Source organism: Pseudotabrizicola sp. L79, assembly GCF_036553525.1.
Taxonomy (GTDB): Bacteria; Pseudomonadota; Alphaproteobacteria; order Rhodobacterales; family Rhodobacteraceae; genus Pseudotabrizicola.
Genome location: NZ_JAZHDA010000046.1, coordinates 22,308 through 39,860, shown reverse-complemented (window position 1 = coordinate 39,860; position 17,553 = coordinate 22,308). Strand labels below are relative to the sequence as shown.

The window sequence follows — 17,553 nt, the reverse complement described above, 5'->3', positions numbered from 1 at the left end:
ATCGCGTCAACCGACGGGGTGATCAGTCCTTGCGAAACCGCATCAAGGTCATCATCCCCAGCGGGGGCAGATTTTGCTCCTCGATCAAGGTCAGGCCGGGGGTTTGCAGAACGTGCATTTTTGCAAAATCCGAATGCCACCCCAAAAGATCAGCAAAGGGCGCAAAGAGGCGCTCTAGCCATGTCAGGGCAGTTCTGTCGGCGGCATCGCGGGCGAAATGATTGACGATCACCACAGAGCCACCGGAGCGCAGAACGCGGGCCATTTCGGCCATCACCCGCTCAGGCTCGGGCACCACAGACATGATATGCATCGCACAGACATGATCAAAGCTGTTGTCGGCGAATTCCATGGCGCGGGCATCCATCAGGCGCAGCGCCTCGATGTTCTTCAGGCCCTGTTCGGCCACCTTTTCCTGCGCTTTGGCCAGCATCTCGGCACTGGCATCAATGCCAGTGACCGACACATCGCCGCGATAGCTGGGCAGCGACAGGCCGGTGCCCACCCCCACCTCCAGCACCCGCCCGCCAAGCGTGTTCAGCGCATCAACCGCACGCCGCCGCCCCCGGTGGGTGATCGCCCCAAAAGTCCTGTCATAAATTGGCGCCCACCGGGCATAGGATTTGCGGACAGCCTGAATATCCACTTAAACAACACTCCGCAAAGAACGGGCGCTTTTGCGCCACAAAACCAAAATGGCAATAAGATAAACCAGATCCAGCAACAGCAGCGTGACCCAAGGATAGGTCAGCAAAGAGGCCGTCAGCGCCACCGAGCCGACCAGAATGAAGCGCGCGTTTTCCGCATAGATTCGCACGCCCTTGAAGCTGGGGGTGGGCATGCGCGAAATCATCAGCGCACCGACGAAAACCATCCAGATCGCCACCGCAAAGGCCGGGGGGCGCAGATCGGGGCCAAAGGCATAGGTCAGATAAATCGGCCCCAAGGCCAGCATCGCCCCGGCAGGTGACGGCACGCCGACAAATCCTTTGGGCTTTTCTTCACCCTCGGCCACCTTTTGGCCGACGTTAAAGCGCGCCAGCCGCAACATGCAGCACACGGTATAGATCAACACAGCGATCCAACCCAGCGACGTATCCGCCCGCATGCCCCAGTAATACAGCACAAGGGCCGGGGTGACGCCAAAATTGACCAGATCACACAGGCTGTCCAGTTCGGCACCGATCGCACTTTCCGATTTCAGCATCCGCGCCAGACGGCCGTCGATACCATCCAGCGCAGCGGCCAGACCGATCAGCCCAACCGACAGGCCAAACTGGCCATCGACCGCCATTCTGATCGCCGTCAGCCCCGAACAAAGGGCAAGCATGGAAATCAGATTGGGCAACAGTTGAAACAGGTGCATCCGCCGGCGGCGGGGGGCGGACTGGTTGTCGTCGTTCATTCAATGCGGCCTTGCGCTGCGGGCAAGTCGCGGCCCAGAACGGCCATGACCGTTTCCCCGGCCACCATGGTCTGCCCCAAGGCCACCTGCGGCTCGACCCCGTCGGGCAGATAGACATCCAGCCGAGACCCAAAGCGGATCAGGCCAAAGCGTTCCCCGGTGCGCAGGCTGTCGCCGGGGGCCACCCACCACATGATTCGCCGCGCCACCAAGCCTGCGATTTGCACCACGGCAATCTGGCGGCCATCGGCCAGATCAATGCGCAGCGAATTGCGTTCATTATCCGACGAGGCCTTGTCGAGCGAAGCATTGAAGAATTTGCCGGGCCGGTAGGACATGGCCCCCAAGGTGCCCGCCACCGGGGCGCGGTTCACATGGCAGTTGAACACCGACATAAAGACCGAAACCCGGGTCAGCGCCGCAGGGCCCATGCCCAGTTCCTCGGGCGGGACCGCCTTTTCAATCAGCGAAATCACCCCGTCTGCAGGCGAAACGATCAGGCCCGCCCCCTGCGGAACCGCCCGTTTCGGATCGCGGAAAAAGTAATAGCACCAGACCGTCAGCCCGACGCCGATCCAGCCCAGCGGATCCCAGATCAGGAACAGAACCAGCGTGATCGCGGCGAAAATGCCCACGAATTTGATGCCCTCGGGGTGCATCGGCTTGATGAATGTATCGGTCATCTTCATCGCAGGTTCGGTCCTTTCAACCTTTGGCTTCGGTCCTAGCGCCTGCCCTGCAACCGGGCAAACGAAAACGACGCAATGCCACCTAAAAACGGCAGGCGACGGGGCCAATGCCCGCCGCCTGTGCGCTTTGTCCTAAACCTGTCTGGGCCAAAGGCCAAGGGCCGCTGATGCGATCACGCGGGAATGACCATGCCCTTGCCCTTGGCCAGTTCGCGCATCTTTTCCTGCAACTTTTCAAAAGCGCGGACCTCGATCTGGCGAATACGCTCGCGGCTGACGCCATAGCTGGCCGACAAATCTTCCAGCGTGACAGGTTCTTCCGACAGACGGCGCTGCATCAGAATGTCCTTCTCACGCTCATTCAGCACCGACATGGCCTTGGCCAGCAAGGCGCGGCGGGCATCAAGCTCATCTTGTTCGGCATAGGCTTCGGCCTGATCGCTGTCTTCGTCTTCCAGCCAGTCCTGCCACTGCGCGCCACCATCCTCGGACCCGACCGTTGCATTCAGCGACGCGTCAGACCCCGAAAGGCGGCGGTTCATGTCGATGACTTCCTGTTCCGACACCGACAGATCTTTGGCGATCTGGGCCAGATTTTCGGGCCGCAGGTCGCCGTCTTCCAAGGCACCCACCTTGGCTTTGGCCTTGCGCAGGTTGAAAAACAGCTTTTTCTGGGCCGAGGTCGTGCCAAGTTTCACCAAAGACCACGACCGCAGGATGTATTCCTGAATCGCAGCGCGGATCCACCACATGGCATAGGTTGCCAGACGAAAGCCCTTTTCAGGATCAAACCGTTTGACGGCCTGCATCAGGCCCACATTCGCCTCTGAAATCACCTCGGCCTGCGGCAAGCCATAGCCGCGATAGCCCATGGCGATCTTGGCTGCCAGACGCAGGTGGCTGGTCACCAGACGATGGGCCGACTCGGAATCCTGCCGTTCGACCCAGGCTTTGGCCAGCATGTATTCCTCTTCCGGCTCAAGCAGCGGAAACTTGCGGATTTCCTGCATATAGCGGTTCAGCCCCTGTTCCGGGCTGGGTGCGGGTAGATTGGTATAGGTGCTCATCATTTGCCCCCTGTTTCTCCCCAGTGCCATCAGCCCCCGGGGACTGGCAACGCTAAGGTTTGCGACCCCAAGTTGCAAGTGCGGGGCCTATCACAATGATCTTAACGCCAGATCAATGCATTCCCGGCGGTTTTGGTAAGGATTGTGACGGCCCTATCACGCGAATGTCAGGCAAATGCCCCTGCAGGCCCCTATTTCCCCGCCTGCAAGGTCAGCAGCAGGTCCGCCATGTCGGGCGGCAAGGGGCTGACGAATTCCATGCGCTCGCCCGTGACCGGGTGGTCAAAGCCCAGACTGGCCGCATGCAGGGCCTGACGGGGGAAGTGGTTGCCCATTTCGGCCGCCACCGGCCCCACCGCCTTGTGCGACAGGCGGCGTTTGCCGCCATAGGTGTCATCGCCCAAAAGCCCGTGGCCCGCATAAGACATATGCACCCGGATCTGATGGGTGCGCCCGGTTTCCAGCCAGCATTCCACCAAAGCCGCCTGATCGGCAAAGGCCTCAAGCACGCGCACACGGGTGACGGCGTGGCGGCCATCGTGCCAGACAACGGCCTGCCGCTGTCGGTCGGTCTTATGCCGCGCCAGCAGGGTGGCAATGCGGATGATGCCCCCCGATTCAAACGTGACGCCCTTGATCCCGCGCAAACGCGGGTCGGCGGCATCGGGCAGGCCGTGCACCATCGCCATATAATGGCGGGTGACAGAGTGGCGTTCAAATTGCGCCGCAAGGCCGTGATGGGCACGGTCTGATTTCGCCACAACCAAAAGCCCCGTCGTATCCTTGTCGATCCGGTGCACAATGCCGGGCCGCCGCGCCCCCCCAATGCCCGACAGACTGTCAGCGCAATGGTGCAGCAAGGCATTGACCAGGGTGCCATGCGGGCTGCCCGGGGCCGGATGCACCACCATGCCTGCGGGCTTGTCGATCACGATCAGATCGGCATCCTCATAGATGATGTTCAGCGGAATGTCCTCGGCCAAGGTCTCGATCGCCTCGGGCGGGTCCAGCATCAGCACCACTTCGACACCGCCCTCGACCTTGGCCTTGCCATCCGTCACCGCTGCGCCGTTGATCAGCACCGCGCCATCGGCAATCATCCGCGACAGCCGGGTGCGAGACAGGGCCGCTTCCTCTGGCACTGCACGGGCAAGCACCTTATCAAGGCGGTCGGCAGGGCCATCGGGCAAGAGAACGCTCAGGCTCTCACGCGCAAAGACATCGCTGTCATCGTCAAAGGGGTCCGCCATGGACAAGTCTCCTGCACCCGAAAGCCTGCCGCCGTCATTGGCTTTCCTGAAATGGCTGGTGATCACCTTGATGATCACCATGATCGTGGGTGTCATAACCGTGGTCGGGCTGCTTGTCACCCGCATGCCGGGGGGCAATACAACGCCCGTATTGCCCGCCGAGGTAATTTTGCCGGACGGGGCCACTGCCGTTGCCATCACCATGCATGCCGACTGGATCGCCGTCGTCACCGCAGATGACCGCATCCTGATCTTCAATCACGATGGCACCCTGCGCCAAGAGGTGACGCTGACGCGCTAAGCCCCGCTTGCCGCTACCGCAGGGCCAGCTGTGCCAGACGGGCGCGCATTTCGGGCCGCACGGGGCCTTCGCGGGGGGCATCCAGCAAGGTGGTCAGCAGTTGTGGCGCGGGTGGCGGGCGGCCGCCCCCACCCCAATGCAACGCTGCCAGCACCGCCTGCGCGTCTTTTGGCAGGCGGTCGGGGATTTCCTGCCCCGACAACGTGGCCCAAAGCGCCGACCAACAGCGCCCCACCGTCCAGGGGTTATAGCCCCCGCCCCCCAGCAGCAAAAACCGCGGCGCCAGCGGGCGCAAGGCGCGCAGCACCTCGATATGCGCATTGTTTGACAGCGACAGGCGCGCCAGCGGGTCTTCTTCGACACCATCGGCACCGGCCTGCAAGATGATCGCTTCGGGGCCAAAGGACTCGACCCTTGGCAAGATCAACTCATGCAGAACGGCGCGCATCTCACTGTCGTTGAACCCGCGCGGCACGGGCAGGTTAAAGCAGTTGCCCCCGCCATCATCGGCAAGTGTGCCCAGGGTTTGGCCGCCGATCATGGGCCAGCGGTTTTCCTCATGCGTGGAAATCAGCAAGGACTCGGCATCTCCGGCAAAGCCATGTTGCACACCATCACAATGATGGGCATCAATATCAATATAGGCCAGACGCCGAACCCCAGCCCGCCGAAAGGCCAGCATCGCCAGAACCGGGTCGTTCAGATAGCAAAAGCCGTTCGCCCGGTCGGGCAAGCCGTGATGCGTGCCGCCCCCCGGCACATGCACGGCACCCGGGCTTTGCGCCAGCAATTCCGCCGCCAGCATCACCCCACCCGCCCCCGTTGCCGGACGCGAGAACATCTCGGGGAAAACCGGGTTCGACAAGGTGCCAAGGTGGTGTCGGGCCCGCGTTTCGGCGCTGACCTCGCCGGTGGCTTCGGCGGTCAGCAGGGCCTGCAGATAGGCCGGGCTGTGCCAGTGTTCCAAGGCCGCCACCTTGGCCCGCGGGCTGGTGCGATAACGCCCCGGCCCCAGCCAGTCCAGCGCGCGGCACAGATCCATCACGGTGGACACGCGCGGCACCCGCAAGGGATGGTTCACACCGTAAGATGATCCGCGATAAACCTCGGACCCGATGAACAGCGGCCCCGTCAGTTCAACAGGGCCTCGATCTGCGACACGATCGGCTGCGACTGCGGCTTGACCACCGATCCCCATGTGCCCACCACCTCGCCCTCTGGCCCGATCAGCACCTTGTTGAAATTCCACCCCGGCGTAAAGCCATGCTCGGACGCCAGCCATTGGTAAAAGGCATGCGCCTCGGGGCCTTTGACATGGGTGATTTCGGTCATCGGCAGGGTCAGATCAAAATTCACCGCGCAAAATTCCTTGACCGCTTCGGCAGAGGACAATTCCTGCCGGAAGTCATCAGAGGGAACGGCCAGAACCACCAGCCCCCGGTCGCGATACCGATCATAAAGCGCCTGCAGATCGTCATATTGCGGCGTAAACCCGCACAGCGAGGCCGTATTCACCACAAGCACGGGTTTGCCCTGCCAGGCATCCAGCGGCAAGCTGCCCCCGTCGATCGAAGTAAAGGTAAAACCGGTGCCCGCCTGTGCCACCGGGGCAACGGGCAGGGCCAGAAAGGCAGCCAGAACGGCCAGACGCGGAAAAGCAAGCATGATGCCACCCAATGGTTGTCTGGGTAGGAAATAGATCAAGTTTTGGGCAAGGCAATCACCTGGCCAATCAGGTTCTGCGGCCAATTGTCTGGGCATTTGTCTGGGCATTTGCGCAAAAATCTGTCATATATCCTTCCCCAAGTGCAGTTGGGGGCGCCCTTTGGGGTGACCAAAGCAAGAACATCGGGCAGGCAATACGTTGAAAGCAAAAGACAAGACCGAAATCACCGCCGCAGAGGCGGATCTGCGCAGCCAATATGGCGCCGTCTGTTGGCGGCTGCATCGTGGCAAGGTAGAGGTCTTGCTGGTCACCAGCCGGGATACGGGCCGTTGGGTCATTCCAAAGGGCTGGCCCTGTGGCAAACTGTCAGGCCCGCATTCCGCCGCGCAAGAGGCCTGGGAAGAGGCCGGGGTCGAGGGCCAGATCACCGAAACCTCGTTGGGCGTTTACACCTATCTCAAGCGCCGCCTGCCCAAAGATCCGCTGCCCTGCGCCGTTACGGTGTTTCCGTTGCGCGTCGCACGGCTGGCAGAAAAATTCCCCGAGCGGAAGGAGCGTCAGCGCAAATGGTTCGCCGCCCGCAAGGCGGCCCGCAAGGTGGATGAACCCGAATTGCGCCAGATTCTCAGCAATCTGGACAAAGACCCCAGCGTGCTGACCAACGCCCAAAGCGCCTGAACTTCCCGGCCAAGGTGATGGACCGCGCTTGATTTCCGGTGCAAAGTGGTTAGCTCTGCCCCAGTGCTGCTCTTGGCACCTTTACCCCGTGACCCCGATGATCAAATACGCGCTGAAATGCGCCAAGGCGCATGAATTTGAAAGCTGGTTCCAATCTGCCGCCGCCTATGAGGCGTTGCAGGTAGGCGGTCATGTGACCTGCCCGGTTTGCGGCGACAGCGGGGTTGAAAAGCTGCTGATGGCGCCTTCGGTGCGGCCTGCGCGCAAGGCAGGGGCGGAAAAAGCGTCGTTGCAGGCCCCGGCGAGTGAGGTGGAACAGGCCATGGCGGCCCTGCGCGCGCAGATCGAGGCCAATTCCGAATATGTCGGTGTCAATTTCGTGACCGAGGCGCGCAAGATGCATGCAGGCGACGCGCCCGAACGCGCCATTTATGGCGAGGCCAAGCCCGAAGAGGCCAAAAAGCTGATCGAGGACGGCGTGCCGGTGGCCCCCCTGCCCTTTTTGCCCAAACGCAAGGCAAATTAAGCAGGGGCCGGCCGGGCCCGGCTATTTGCCGAACTTGCCCTTCAATGCCTCGGCAAAGGCATTCCCGCCCGCGCCCCCGCCCTGCGGCGCAGATGACATCTGCCCCGGTCGCGGCTCGGCAGCGCCGGGTTTCGGCCCGCGATCGGCCTGACGCTCTCGTGCGGTTTCGCGTGCCTCGCTGGTGTCTTTCTTCATCGACAGGCCAATGCGCTTGCGCGGCACATCCACTTCGACAACCCGCACCTGCACCACATCCCCGGCCTTGACCACCTCATGCGGGTCTTTGACAAAGCGGTCAGACAACTGGCTGACATGCACCAGCCCATCCTGATGCACCCCGATATCGACAAAGGCCCCAAAGGCCGCCACGTTGGTCACAGTGCCTTCCAGCATCATACCGGGACGCAGATCCGTGATGTCCTCGACCCCATCGGCAAAGGTGGCGGTCTTGAAACTGGGGCGGGGGTCGCGGCCCGGCTTTTCCAGTTCGGCCAGAATATCCTTGACGGTGGGCAGACCAAAGCGGTCATCAATGAACTGCCGCGGGTCCAGCTTTTGCAGCGCGGCGCTGTCGCCCATCAGGCTGCGGATGTCGCGCCCACAGGCGGCCACAATCTTGCGCGCCACGTCATAGGCCTCGGGGTGAACTGAACTTGCGTCCAGCGGCTCTTTGCCCTCGGCAATGCGCAAGAAGCCTGCGGCCTGCTCAAAGGCCTTGGGGCCAAGCCGGGCCACTTTCAGCAGATCTCGCCGGGTGGCAAAGGGGCCATTGGCATCGCGATGCGCCACGATCGCTTCGGCCAGACTGCTGCCAAGGCCCGACACCCGCGCCAGCAGGGGGCTGGAGGCTGTGTTCAGATCAACCCCCACCGCGTTCACGGCGTCTTCGACCACGGCATCCAACTGCCGCGCCAAACGGCTTTGGTCAACATCATGCTGATACTGCCCCACACCAATCGCCTTGGGTTCGATCTTGACCAGCTCGGCCAGCGGATCCTGCAGGCGGCGGGCGATCGACACAGCGCCACGCAGCGACACATCAAGGTCGGGAAATTCTTTGGCCGCCAGTTCCGACGCCGAATAGACCGAGGCCCCGGCCTCGGACACCACCACCTTCAGCGGTTTGTTCGCACTGGCGGGCAGATGCGCCAACAGATCGGCCACCAGCTTTTCCGTCTCACGGCTGGCGGTGCCATTGCCGATGGCAATCAGCCTGACACCATGCGATCCGATCAGCCGTGCCAAGGCCACCTGCGCGCCACGCAGATCATTTTTCGGCTGGAACGGATAAACCGTATCCGTGGCCACCACCTTGCCCGTGGCATCGATCACCGCCACCTTCACCCCGGTGCGAATACCGGGGTCGAGGCCCATCGTGGCCTTGCCACCCGCCGGGGCCGCCAACAGCAAGTCTTTCAGATTGCGGGCAAAAACATGGATCGCCTCGGCCTCGGCCCGATCGCGCAATTCAGCCATCAGATCCAGCGTCAACGAGGTTTTCAGCTTGATCCGCCAAGCCCAAGCCGCCGCCTCGCGCAGCCATTTGTCACCCGCACCCGCCGTGCCCGCCGACAAGGCCGCCGCGGCCGCGCGCTCGGCCGGGCTTTCGCCCCGGGGCGCATCGGCATCAATTTCCAGATCCAGGGTCAGGAACCCTTCATTCCGGCCCCGCAGCATTGCCAGAACCCGGTGGCTGGGTGCCGTTGACCAGTTTTCGCGGTGTTCGAAATAATCGCTGAACTTCGCGCCCTCTGCCTCTTTGCCGCTGACCACCTTGGCCGCAAGAATGCCCACCTGCTTCATATGCTCTCGCAGGCGCCCCAGGAGGGTGGCATCTTCCGAAAGCCCTTCGGCCACGATGTCGCGCGCGCCTTCCAGCGCGGCCTTGGTATCGGGCACGTTCTCGCCCAGAAACCCTGCCGCCAACGCAACCGGGTCGGCGCCCCGGTCGGCCAGAATCGCATCGACCAGGGGCTGCAACCCGTTTTCCCGCGCGATCATCGCCTTGGTGCGGCGCTTGGGTTTATAGGGCAGGTAGATGTCTTCCAACTCGGCCTTGGTGGTGGCGCGCGCCAACGACTGGCCAAGCGCCTCGGTCATCTTGCCTTGCTCGGTGATCGATGACGAAATCGCGGCCCGCCGCGTCTCCATTTCGCGCAGATAGGCCAGTCGCTCGGCCAAGGTGCGCAACTGGGTGTCATCCAGACCGCCCGTCACCTCTTTGCGATAACGCGCGATAAAGGGCACGGTGGCCCCTTCATCCAGCAGACCAACGGCCGAGGCCACCTGCTGCGCCCCGGCGCCGATTTCAGTGGCAATGGTCTGGGCAATGCGGCGGGCGATATCTGGCGTCATGGGGTCTTTCCGTTGGCGGCTGTCAGGCGCAGACCATAGCCGGGCCAGCCGCCAAGGAAAAGGGCAGGCTCAGTCGGCGATCACCTCTTGGCGCTGCTGGCCCAGGCCTTCGATCCCCAGTTCCACCACTTCGCCTGCGCGCAGATAGCGCGGCGGCTTCATCCCCATGCCCACACCGGGCGGCGTGCCGGTCGAGATCACATCACCCGGATGCAGCGTCATGAAGTGCGACAGATAGCTGACCACATGGGCCACACCGTAAACCATTGTCTCGGTTGAACCATTCTGCATCGGCTGGCCATTCACCGTCAGCCACATCTTCAGGTTCTGCGGGTCTTCCACCTCATCCCGTGTCACCAGCCAGGGGCCAAGCTGACCGAAATTGTCGCAGCTTTTGCCCTTGGTCCACTGGCCCGCCCGTTCGGTCTGAAACGCGCGTTCTGACACGTCGTTGCACACACAATAGCCTGCCACATGATCCATCGCATCGGCCTGCGACACATATTTCGCCGTGCTGCCAATGACGACGGCCAGCTCCACCTCCCAGTCGGTTTTCTGCGATCCGCGCGGCAGGATGATCGGGTCATTCGGCCCACAGATCGCACTGGTCGCCTTCATGAAGATCACCGGCTCGGGCGGCACCTCCATGCCGGATTCGGCGGCATGATCGGCATAGTTCAGGCCGATGCAGATGAACTTGCCCGTGCCCGCGACGCAGGCCCCCAGACGGGTGTCGACGGGCACGACGGGCAATTTGCCCACCTTCATCCCCCGCAAGGCCGACAGGCCCGCATCTGACAAGACGGCCCCGCCGATATCGGGCACGATGCCCGTCAGGTCGCGGATCGTGCCATCGGAATGCAGCAGGCCGGGGCGTTCTGCCCCGCGGGGGCCATGGCGAAGAAGTTTCATGTCAGTCCTTTCAGGTGTTGCTCCAGCCACCGTCGATCACATGCGCAACCCCGGTGACAAAGGCGGATTCGTCTGATGCCAGAAACACGATCAGACCAGCGATATCTTCGGCACTTGCCAGCTTGCCCGTGGGTTGGCGGGCCAGAAAGGCGGCACGGGCAGCGTCGTAATCGCCCGTCGCGCGCATCCGATCTTGCAGGCTGGGGGTATCGACGGTGCCGGGGCAGATGGCGTTGCAGCGGATGCCCTTGGTAATGAAATCGGCTGCGATGGCCTTGGTCATCCCGATCACCGCCGCTTTGGTTGCCCCATAGACAAAGCGGTTCGGCGCCGCGATCAGGCCCGAGACGACCGAAGCCATATTGATGATCGACCCACCCCCCGCCGCGATCATCGCGGGCAGAAAAGCCTTGTTCATCCGATACATGGCCTTGACGTTCAGATCGAACGAGGCATCCCACTCAGCCTCGTCACAGTCCAGAATCGTGCCGTTTGCCACGAAACCCGCACAGTTGAACAGCACATCCACCGCGCCGATATCGGCGGCCGCTGCTGCAACCGCCTTTGGATCGCGCACATTCAACACGCGGGTTTCCAGCCCCTGATCGGCAAGGCTGGCCAGGGTCTGTTCATTGATGTCGGTGGCAATCACCCGCGCGCCCTGTTGCGCCATCGCAAGGGCAGCGGCGCGGCCGATTCCCTGACCTGCTGCCGTGACCAGTGCTGTCTTGCCAACCAACCGTGCCATGCGCGCCCCTTTGCCCTGCACCCGAACCAAAGCCACAACAGCACGGACAGGCAAAAATGCAAAGGCCCTTGTGCACACAGCGGCAAGGCCGCCAAAACAAGGGCTTAGGCCCGTTCTGGCCCGATGAGTGCGCGTTTGGAGGGAATGGTACCGACGCCCCGGCTCGAACGGGGGACCCCTAGATCCACAATCTAGTGCTCTAACCAACTGAGCTACGTCGGCACTCGGGGGCCGTTTAGCCCCCCTGTGCGCGGATTGCAAGCGGGCTTTTCACGCGAAATCGGGCAAAGCGCCGATCACCCCACCAGCACGGCCATATCTTGGGCTTTGCCCTGCCATGATCCCAATGGGCTGTGGCTTGCGTGGCGACGCAAAGGGCGCTAGGGCAGAGAAAATGCCAAGGAAAGGGTCGCAAAATGGGCATCGACAAGGAAAGCGACATCGCGGCCAACCTGCAGATCGGGCCGACGGATGCGGGGATGGTTCGGATTTACGTTGAAGCCGAGGGCGGGATTGAGCTGCCCCTGGACTTTGACCCCGAGGAAGCCGAGGAAATCGCAGAAGAATTGCGCGCCGCAGCCGAAGCGGCGCGGGCCATGGGCAAGCCGAAATCTAAGCCCAAGCGCTGATCCGCGCCGCAGGGTCGCGCAGGGCTTGCAGGCGTTGCGCGGCGTGGCGGGCGAATTTTTGCACCATGGCCTTGCGCCGCGCAGGCGCCAAGGGCGTGTCGGGGCACATGCGCACAATTTCGGCCCCATAGGCATCGGCCAAGATAAGCCCATGATCTTGCGGCAAAATCTCGGTCGGGAAATCGGCATCGACCGCCCAGAAGAAACGGTCGCTCCATTCCAGATAGCCCTGCCACTTTTGATCTGCGGTGAAATCGGCGCGGCTGGATTTGCACTCGATGATCCAGACCTGCCCCTTGGGGCCAAGCGCCATCAGATCGACGCGCAGGCCCGGTGTGGGCACCAATTCCTCGACCGTGACGAAATCCATTGCCAGCAAAGCGCGGGCCACCCCGCGGGCCAGACGCTGGCCGGGTTGGGGGGGCACGGCATCGGGCTGGACGGGGGCATCGGGTGTGGTCATCGCGTGGTCTATCCGTGGTTTTTGCGTGGTGCATCTGTGGTCACAGCCGTGGTCACAGCCAACACTGAACGAAGCATGAACAAATGTCCAGCCAGCCGCAGGGCATCTGCGCATCGGCCTTGCACAGCCCCCTGCCCCGCCCTATCTTGATGGGTGGCGGGTTCTGCTCTTCGCGTGTTGGGACTCTTTTCCAGTGGCCGATAAGCAAGCGAACGGGGGCTGGCTCTGGCAAGATCCTGGTCTTGCTACCTGGCACCCACCTGAGACCTCTGGCTCTCGGGAAAACAATGTCACCCACGGCTGCTGCGGGCCCGCCACCCTTTCCCCCTTTCGAACGACAAAAAGGGGCGCAGATTGCTCTGCGCCCAAGGTGGTGTTGAGAAAGGGTCGAGACAGTCGGATCAGAACCCGAAAACCAGCGAGACGCCCAGTTTGTTGTCGGTCTGAATCGCGCGGCTGTCGTTATATTCGGTCAGATAGCTGAGACGGGTCGAAATCGCCTCGGTCATCTTGACGTTCAGGCCAAGGTCGTTGTTGACGCGCAGCGCGGTATCCGAATTCAGGATATCGGTGTCATTGGTCACGAACATGTTGTCGTTGATCTTGTAAAAGAAGCGCGACGCCGCAAGGTAGCCGGTTTCGGTGACCGAGTTGCGCAGGCCGTCTTCCAGATAGCTGACGCCGATACCCGCCTGAAGGCGCCAGGTCATGTCGGCCTTGTTGATCACACGATAGCCCGGACCAAAGCCAAGGAAGGCATCGCGGCGCACATCGGTGGCAGCAGTGGCAAGGCCATCAGATTCGACGCGGGCCAGCACAAAGCCGTAGAAGTTCTGATCGAAGTAGTAGTTGGCGTCATAGACGGCCAGAACATCTTCCTTGGTCTTGACGTTGGCACTTTCCTGGAAATCTAGGGCGGCGCCGATCGACTGCACAAAGTTGCCTTGGGCATAGCGCAGACGCATGCCGATCGACAGATCCTGGCTTTCGCTGTTGCCGGTTTTCCCCGAATAGCCCACCGAGGCGCTGCCCGAGAGGCCCGGACGGAATTCAGGGTTGCCAAAGCGCGATGCGTCCTCGGCGCGGGCCATATCATCGGCCACGGAGTCTGTGATGTCGTCGATGCTGTCATCCACGGCATCGACGCCGGTGATGGTGGCCTGTGCAAAGGCCATCGGGGCGGCGGCGAGGGCAATCATGCTGACGCCGGCAAAAAGCAATTTCGAATTCATGGCAGATCCTTTCCTGGGATATGCGGCGCGGTCGTTGCGCCGAACCATGGCGAAGACGTAATCGCCCAACCAGAAAAAGGAAAATTCATAATATTCGTATTACATACGACTAATACTCATGCTTATGCGCGGAAAACTGCCGCAGGTGCAGATGAAACGATTCCATCACGCCCTGCGTGGCCCTGTCGATGGTCACGGCGACCGAAGCCAACAGGCCCGCGGCCTGATCAATCAGGGCCGGATCGACATCTTCGCGCCAGACCGACCAGACCGGATAGGGATAGACCGGCGCACTGTCCACGGGATGCAACTGGCCCGCTTCGATGGCCCGCAGCGCCGCCGCACCGGGCAGATAGGCCGCCATCTTGCGACCGATCAGGAAATCGGCCGTCAGCGACCCCAAGGCCAGTGTCAGCCCCGGATTGGTCAGGCCGGGAAAATCCAGCGCATGTTGCGAAACGAATTCCGGGCCCCAATCGACAAAGGCATAGCGCCCCGGCAGATCTGCAAGGGTGGCCCCCGGCCAGGAAGCGCACAGGATCAGCTCGTCATCCATCACCCGCGCGATCCGCAGACCGGGGCGCAGCGTGGGGGAATACATCAGCGCCGTTTGCACATAGCCTTCGACCAGCATGCGCGTCAGGCGGTCGGGCATCCCCACCTCGACCCGCAGTGAGAGATCGGGGATTTCGGCGCGCAGGGCATCGACCCATGCAAAGCCAAGGCGCGGCCAGATGGAATATTGCGCCCCAACGGTCAGCGAGCGGTTGAAACCTTCGGGAATGGCGACCTGTTGGCGGGCCTTTTGCCAGGTTTGAATCAGGCTGAGGGCGAAGGGTTCGAATTCGCGCCCGGCGGGCGTCAGCTCGGCCCCCGCCTTGGACCGGGTGAACAGCGGCAGGCCCAGCTGATCCTCAAGGCGCTGAACGCGCAGGCTGACAGCGGATTGGGTGACGAACAGGCGTTCGGCGGCGGCACCGAAACTGCCGGTGGCGGCAACCTCAAGAAAGGTGCGGATAAGGGCAAGGTCCATCCCATGGCATTACGCGCCGCAAGGGGCGGCGCGCAAGCGAAAGATCAGCAGGTGCAGGGATCAGCGCCCAGTCAGGCGCCTGGACACATGGGTCGAGGTTTGGGCCACGCGCACGGGCACCAGATCGCTGTGCTGGCGCAAGCCACCACGCGGGCCGCTGTCATCCTCATCTTCCGCCATGCGCATCACCGCGATGGCGAATTGCACCCCGGCAAAGACGACGCCTTGAAACAGGAAGATCATCAGGGCCGCGACAAGGCCCATGTCAGAGCCAAGGATCAACCGCCCTAACCCCGCCACATCAAAGGTGATCAGCAAGGCCAGAAAAGCCGCCGACAGGCCAAAGCCGATGGCCACGTTGACGATGTAAAGGCGGATGAGTTTGGGCATGTCGACTCTCCTCTATGACAGCAAGGTAACGCAGATGCGGCATAAGGAAAGGCCCAAACTGCCGCAGGTGCGAAAACAGGCCGGTTTTCGCGGGCAGAGCGGTCAAAACGCGTCGGGCTTGGCCTCTCGGGCCATGTGGTCAAGCACGGCATTGACGAATTTTGATTCCTTGCCGCCCGGAAAGAAGGCCTTGGCGACATCGACATATTCGGTGATCGTCACCTTGGGCGGGGTCGGCAACTGCGTCAGTTCGGCCCCTGCCGCCCGGAACAGCGCGCGCAGCACCGGATCAATCCGGTCGATCGGCCATTTGGCGACCAAGGCGCGGTCTGTCATCTGGTCGATCAGCGCCTGATGGTTGACGGCGTGATCCACCACCGTGCGGAAATGGTCGACATCGCCTTCGACGAATTCGCCGATGTCGTCATAAGTGGCGCCAAAGCGGTGCACTTCGAATTCGCGGCAGATGGCGGCGATGGTCTGGCCCGAGCTTTCCATCTGAAACAGCGCCTGCACGGCATAAAGCCGGGCGGCAGAGCGCATCTGCTTTTGTTCGTCGCGCGCGGCTTTGGTGGTGGGCTTGCCCGTCGTCATGCCTTGAATCCGATCCCGTTGCTTTGGCCGGCCCATTTGCGCGAAAGCGCGATCAGGTGCAAGGCCGCAGCCGCAGCGCCGCCGCCTTTGTTCTGGCCTGCCGGATCGGCGCGGACCTCGGCCTGGGGCCGGTTTTCAACGGTCAGGATGCCATTGCCGATACAGGCCCCTTGCAGCCCCAACAAAGAGATCGCGCGCGAGCTGTCGTTGCAGACGGTGTCGTAATGGGTGGTTTCCCCCCGGATGATGCAGCCCAAAGCCACATAGCCATCATAGCGGGCCTGCCGTTCGGCCATGGCGATGGCGGTCGGGATCTCTAGCGCGCCGGGCACTTCGACCAGATCGACACTGGCCCCGCATTGCCCGGCAATGGCGCGGGCGCCAGCGACCAGATTGTCGGCGATGTCTTTGTAATAGGGGGCGACAACGACCAACAGGCGCACCGGCTTGTCAAAGCTGGGCAGTGGCAGGGTGTAATGCTGTTCCGCGGCGGCCATGGCTTACTCCGTAATCCGGCGGGTTCCGGTGATCGACAGGCCATAGGCCTCGAGTCCGACAACCTTGGGTTGGGGCGAATTGGTCAGCAAGACCAGATCATGCAGGCCCAGCGACACAAGGATCTGTGCCCCAAGCCCGTATTGGCGCAGGGTTTGCGGCGAGGCATCGCTGTCAGAGGTCAGCTTCATGTGCAGATCGCGCAACAGCACCAGCACCCCCCGCCCTTCGGACGCAATCAGCCGCATCGCATCGCCGAATTCGCCAGTGCGCCCGGCGGGGCCAAGGCCCACCACATCCAGCAGCGGATCGAGCGTGTGCATCCGCGTCAGCACCGGGCCGGGGGCCGACAGATCGCCCTTGATCAGCACCACATGTTCGGCGCCCTCGGTCACGTCGGTATAGATGCGCATCGTCCAGTCACCGCCGAATTCCGACGTGATGGTGCGTTCGGCCGAAAGCTTGACCAGATTGTCATGGCGGCGGCGATAGGCGATCAGGTCGGAAATCGTGCCGATCTTGAGCCCATGCTTTTGCGCAAAGCTGATCAGGTCGGGCAGACGGGCCATGGTGCCGTCTTCGTTCATGATCTCACAAATCACGCCCGAGGCATTAAGCCCGGCAAGGCGGCTGACATCGACCGCGGCCTCGGTATGGCCGGCGCGCACCAGAACGCCACCGTCACGGGCGCGCAGCGGGAAGACATGGCCCGGCGTGGCAATATCGGCGGCCCCCTTGGTGGGGTCGATGGCCACGCTGATGGTGCGGGCGCGGTCAGCGGCGGAAATGCCGGTGGACACACCTTCGCGCGCCTCGATCGACAGGGTGAAGGCGGTTTCGTGGCGCGATGAGTTCTTCGGGCTCATCAACGGCAGGCCAAGGGCATCGATTCTGGCGGCGGGCAGCGCAAGGCAGATCAGGCCCCGGCCATGCATGGCCATGAAATTCACCGCCTGCGGGGTGCACATCTGGGCGGGAATCACCAGATCGCCTTCGTTTTCGCGGTCTTCGTGATCGACCAGAATGAACATCCGCCCGTTGCGGGCGTCGTCGATGATTTCTTCGACCGAAGAAATGGCAGCGGAATAGTCGGTCTTGGCGTCAGACATGAGCGTTCCCC

At 62.4% G+C, this 17,553-nt stretch carries 21 protein-coding genes and 1 tRNA gene; 4 read left to right on the top strand and 18 right to left on the bottom strand.

Features of this window, described 5'->3' with window-relative positions; genetic code table 11:
• Window positions 1–22: 22 nt before the first annotated feature.
• The 5 genes from V3C85_RS08565 to V3C85_RS08545 form a co-directional block, all read right to left on the bottom strand.
• Window positions 23–646, bottom strand: coding sequence for a class I SAM-dependent methyltransferase (locus tag V3C85_RS08565; protein WP_331794672.1), 624 nt, complete (start codon window positions 644–646; stop codon window positions 23–25).
• A complete protein-coding gene (gene pssA, locus V3C85_RS08560; RefSeq protein ID WP_331794671.1) occupies window positions 647–1,405 on the bottom strand; it encodes a CDP-diacylglycerol--serine O-phosphatidyltransferase in 759 nt (252 codons plus the stop codon).
• Window positions 1,402–2,202: a phosphatidylserine decarboxylase gene (locus tag V3C85_RS08555; RefSeq protein WP_331794670.1), complete on the bottom strand. Its 801-nt coding sequence runs from the start codon at window positions 2,200–2,202 to the stop codon at window positions 1,402–1,404. The genes pssA and V3C85_RS08555 overlap by 4 nt, the downstream gene beginning before the upstream one ends.
• A gap of 65 nt (window positions 2,203–2,267) precedes the next feature.
• A complete protein-coding gene (gene rpoH / locus V3C85_RS08550) occupies window positions 2,268–3,161 on the bottom strand; it encodes an RNA polymerase sigma factor RpoH (RefSeq protein ID WP_331794669.1) in 894 nt (297 codons plus the stop codon).
• Window positions 3,162–3,352: 191 nt separating this feature from the next.
• Window positions 3,353–4,411: an RluA family pseudouridine synthase gene (locus V3C85_RS08545; RefSeq protein ID WP_331794668.1), complete on the bottom strand. Its 1,059-nt coding sequence runs from the start codon at window positions 4,409–4,411 to the stop codon at window positions 3,353–3,355.
• On the opposite strand from V3C85_RS08545, the gene V3C85_RS08540 reads away from it, so the two are divergent.
• The gene (locus V3C85_RS08540; protein WP_331794667.1) at window positions 4,410–4,712 is read left to right on the top strand and encodes a DUF6476 family protein; all 303 of its coding nucleotides are present in this window, start codon (window positions 4,410–4,412) and stop codon (window positions 4,710–4,712) included. The two genes, V3C85_RS08545 and V3C85_RS08540, sit on opposite strands and share 2 nt — an antisense overlap.
• Window positions 4,713–4,725: 13 nt before the next feature.
• On the opposite strand, the gene V3C85_RS08535 is transcribed toward V3C85_RS08540, so the two are convergent.
• A complete protein-coding gene (locus V3C85_RS08535; RefSeq protein WP_331794666.1) occupies window positions 4,726–5,910 on the bottom strand; it encodes an acetoin utilization protein AcuC in 1,185 nt (394 codons plus the stop codon).
• On the bottom strand, window positions 5,844–6,377 hold the full coding sequence (locus tag V3C85_RS08530; protein ID WP_331794665.1) for a glutathione peroxidase: 534 nt from the start codon (window positions 6,375–6,377) through the stop codon (window positions 5,844–5,846). Before V3C85_RS08530 ends, V3C85_RS08535 begins: the two co-directional genes overlap by 67 nt.
• A gap of 199 nt (window positions 6,378–6,576) precedes the next feature.
• Here V3C85_RS08530 and V3C85_RS08525 point away from each other — a divergent pair, with 199 nt between their 5' ends.
• Both V3C85_RS08525 and V3C85_RS08520 read left to right on the top strand, forming a co-directional pair.
• On the top strand, window positions 6,577–7,056 hold the full coding sequence (locus V3C85_RS08525) for an NUDIX hydrolase (RefSeq protein WP_331794664.1): 480 nt from the start codon (window positions 6,577–6,579) through the stop codon (window positions 7,054–7,056).
• A 97-nt stretch (window positions 7,057–7,153) separates the two neighbouring features.
• Window positions 7,154–7,582, top strand: a complete 429-nt coding sequence (locus tag V3C85_RS08520; RefSeq protein WP_331795261.1) for a DUF1178 family protein — start codon at window positions 7,154–7,156, stop codon at window positions 7,580–7,582.
• 21 nt (window positions 7,583–7,603) lie between these two features.
• Here V3C85_RS08520 and V3C85_RS08515 read toward each other — a convergent pair whose 3' ends face one another.
• The 4 genes from V3C85_RS08515 to V3C85_RS08500 all read right to left on the bottom strand — a co-directional run bounded on the left by V3C85_RS08515 (window position 7,604) and on the right by V3C85_RS08500 (window position 11,819).
• The gene (locus V3C85_RS08515; protein WP_331794663.1) at window positions 7,604–9,937 is read right to left on the bottom strand and encodes a Tex family protein; all 2,334 of its coding nucleotides are present in this window, start codon (window positions 9,935–9,937) and stop codon (window positions 7,604–7,606) included.
• Window positions 9,938–10,006: 69 nt separating this feature from the next.
• A complete protein-coding gene (locus V3C85_RS08510; protein WP_331794662.1) occupies window positions 10,007–10,849 on the bottom strand; it encodes a fumarylacetoacetate hydrolase family protein in 843 nt (280 codons plus the stop codon).
• A 10-nt stretch (window positions 10,850–10,859) separates the two neighbouring features.
• A complete protein-coding gene (locus V3C85_RS08505; protein ID WP_331794661.1) occupies window positions 10,860–11,597 on the bottom strand; it encodes an SDR family oxidoreductase in 738 nt (245 codons plus the stop codon).
• A 145-nt stretch (window positions 11,598–11,742) separates the two neighbouring features.
• Window positions 11,743–11,819, bottom strand: a tRNA-His gene (locus tag V3C85_RS08500).
• A gap of 194 nt (window positions 11,820–12,013) precedes the next feature.
• Between V3C85_RS08500 and V3C85_RS08495 the strand changes: the two genes are divergently transcribed.
• Complete coding sequence (locus V3C85_RS08495) at window positions 12,014–12,226, top strand: DUF6324 family protein (RefSeq protein ID WP_331794660.1); 213 nt, start codon at window positions 12,014–12,016, stop codon at window positions 12,224–12,226.
• Here the strand turns inward: V3C85_RS08495 and V3C85_RS08490 are convergent.
• From V3C85_RS08490 to ribB, 7 genes are all read right to left on the bottom strand, one after another.
• The gene (locus V3C85_RS08490; RefSeq protein WP_331794659.1) at window positions 12,210–12,689 is read right to left on the bottom strand and encodes an MmcB family DNA repair protein; all 480 of its coding nucleotides are present in this window, start codon (window positions 12,687–12,689) and stop codon (window positions 12,210–12,212) included. The two genes, V3C85_RS08495 and V3C85_RS08490, sit on opposite strands and share 17 nt — an antisense overlap.
• A gap of 401 nt (window positions 12,690–13,090) precedes the next feature.
• Window positions 13,091–13,921, bottom strand: coding sequence for a DUF481 domain-containing protein (locus V3C85_RS08485; RefSeq protein ID WP_331794658.1), 831 nt, complete (start codon window positions 13,919–13,921; stop codon window positions 13,091–13,093).
• A 109-nt stretch (window positions 13,922–14,030) separates the two neighbouring features.
• Window positions 14,031–14,954: a LysR family transcriptional regulator gene (locus V3C85_RS08480; RefSeq protein WP_331794657.1), complete on the bottom strand. Its 924-nt coding sequence runs from the start codon at window positions 14,952–14,954 to the stop codon at window positions 14,031–14,033.
• A gap of 60 nt (window positions 14,955–15,014) precedes the next feature.
• The gene (locus tag V3C85_RS08475; RefSeq protein WP_331794656.1) at window positions 15,015–15,344 is read right to left on the bottom strand and encodes a hypothetical protein; all 330 of its coding nucleotides are present in this window, start codon (window positions 15,342–15,344) and stop codon (window positions 15,015–15,017) included.
• 102 nt (window positions 15,345–15,446) lie between these two features.
• Window positions 15,447–15,938: a transcription antitermination factor NusB gene (gene nusB / locus V3C85_RS08470; RefSeq protein ID WP_331794655.1), complete on the bottom strand. Its 492-nt coding sequence runs from the start codon at window positions 15,936–15,938 to the stop codon at window positions 15,447–15,449.
• On the bottom strand, window positions 15,935–16,435 hold the full coding sequence (locus tag V3C85_RS08465; RefSeq protein ID WP_331794654.1) for a 6,7-dimethyl-8-ribityllumazine synthase: 501 nt from the start codon (window positions 16,433–16,435) through the stop codon (window positions 15,935–15,937). Before V3C85_RS08465 ends, nusB begins: the two co-directional genes overlap by 4 nt.
• A 3-nt stretch (window positions 16,436–16,438) precedes the next feature.
• Window positions 16,439–17,542 carry a 3,4-dihydroxy-2-butanone-4-phosphate synthase gene (gene ribB, locus V3C85_RS08460; protein WP_331794653.1) on the bottom strand — a complete coding sequence of 368 codons (1,104 nt, stop codon included), beginning with the start codon at window positions 17,540–17,542 and terminating at the stop codon, window positions 16,439–16,441.
• Window positions 17,543–17,553: the final 11 nt, after the last annotated feature.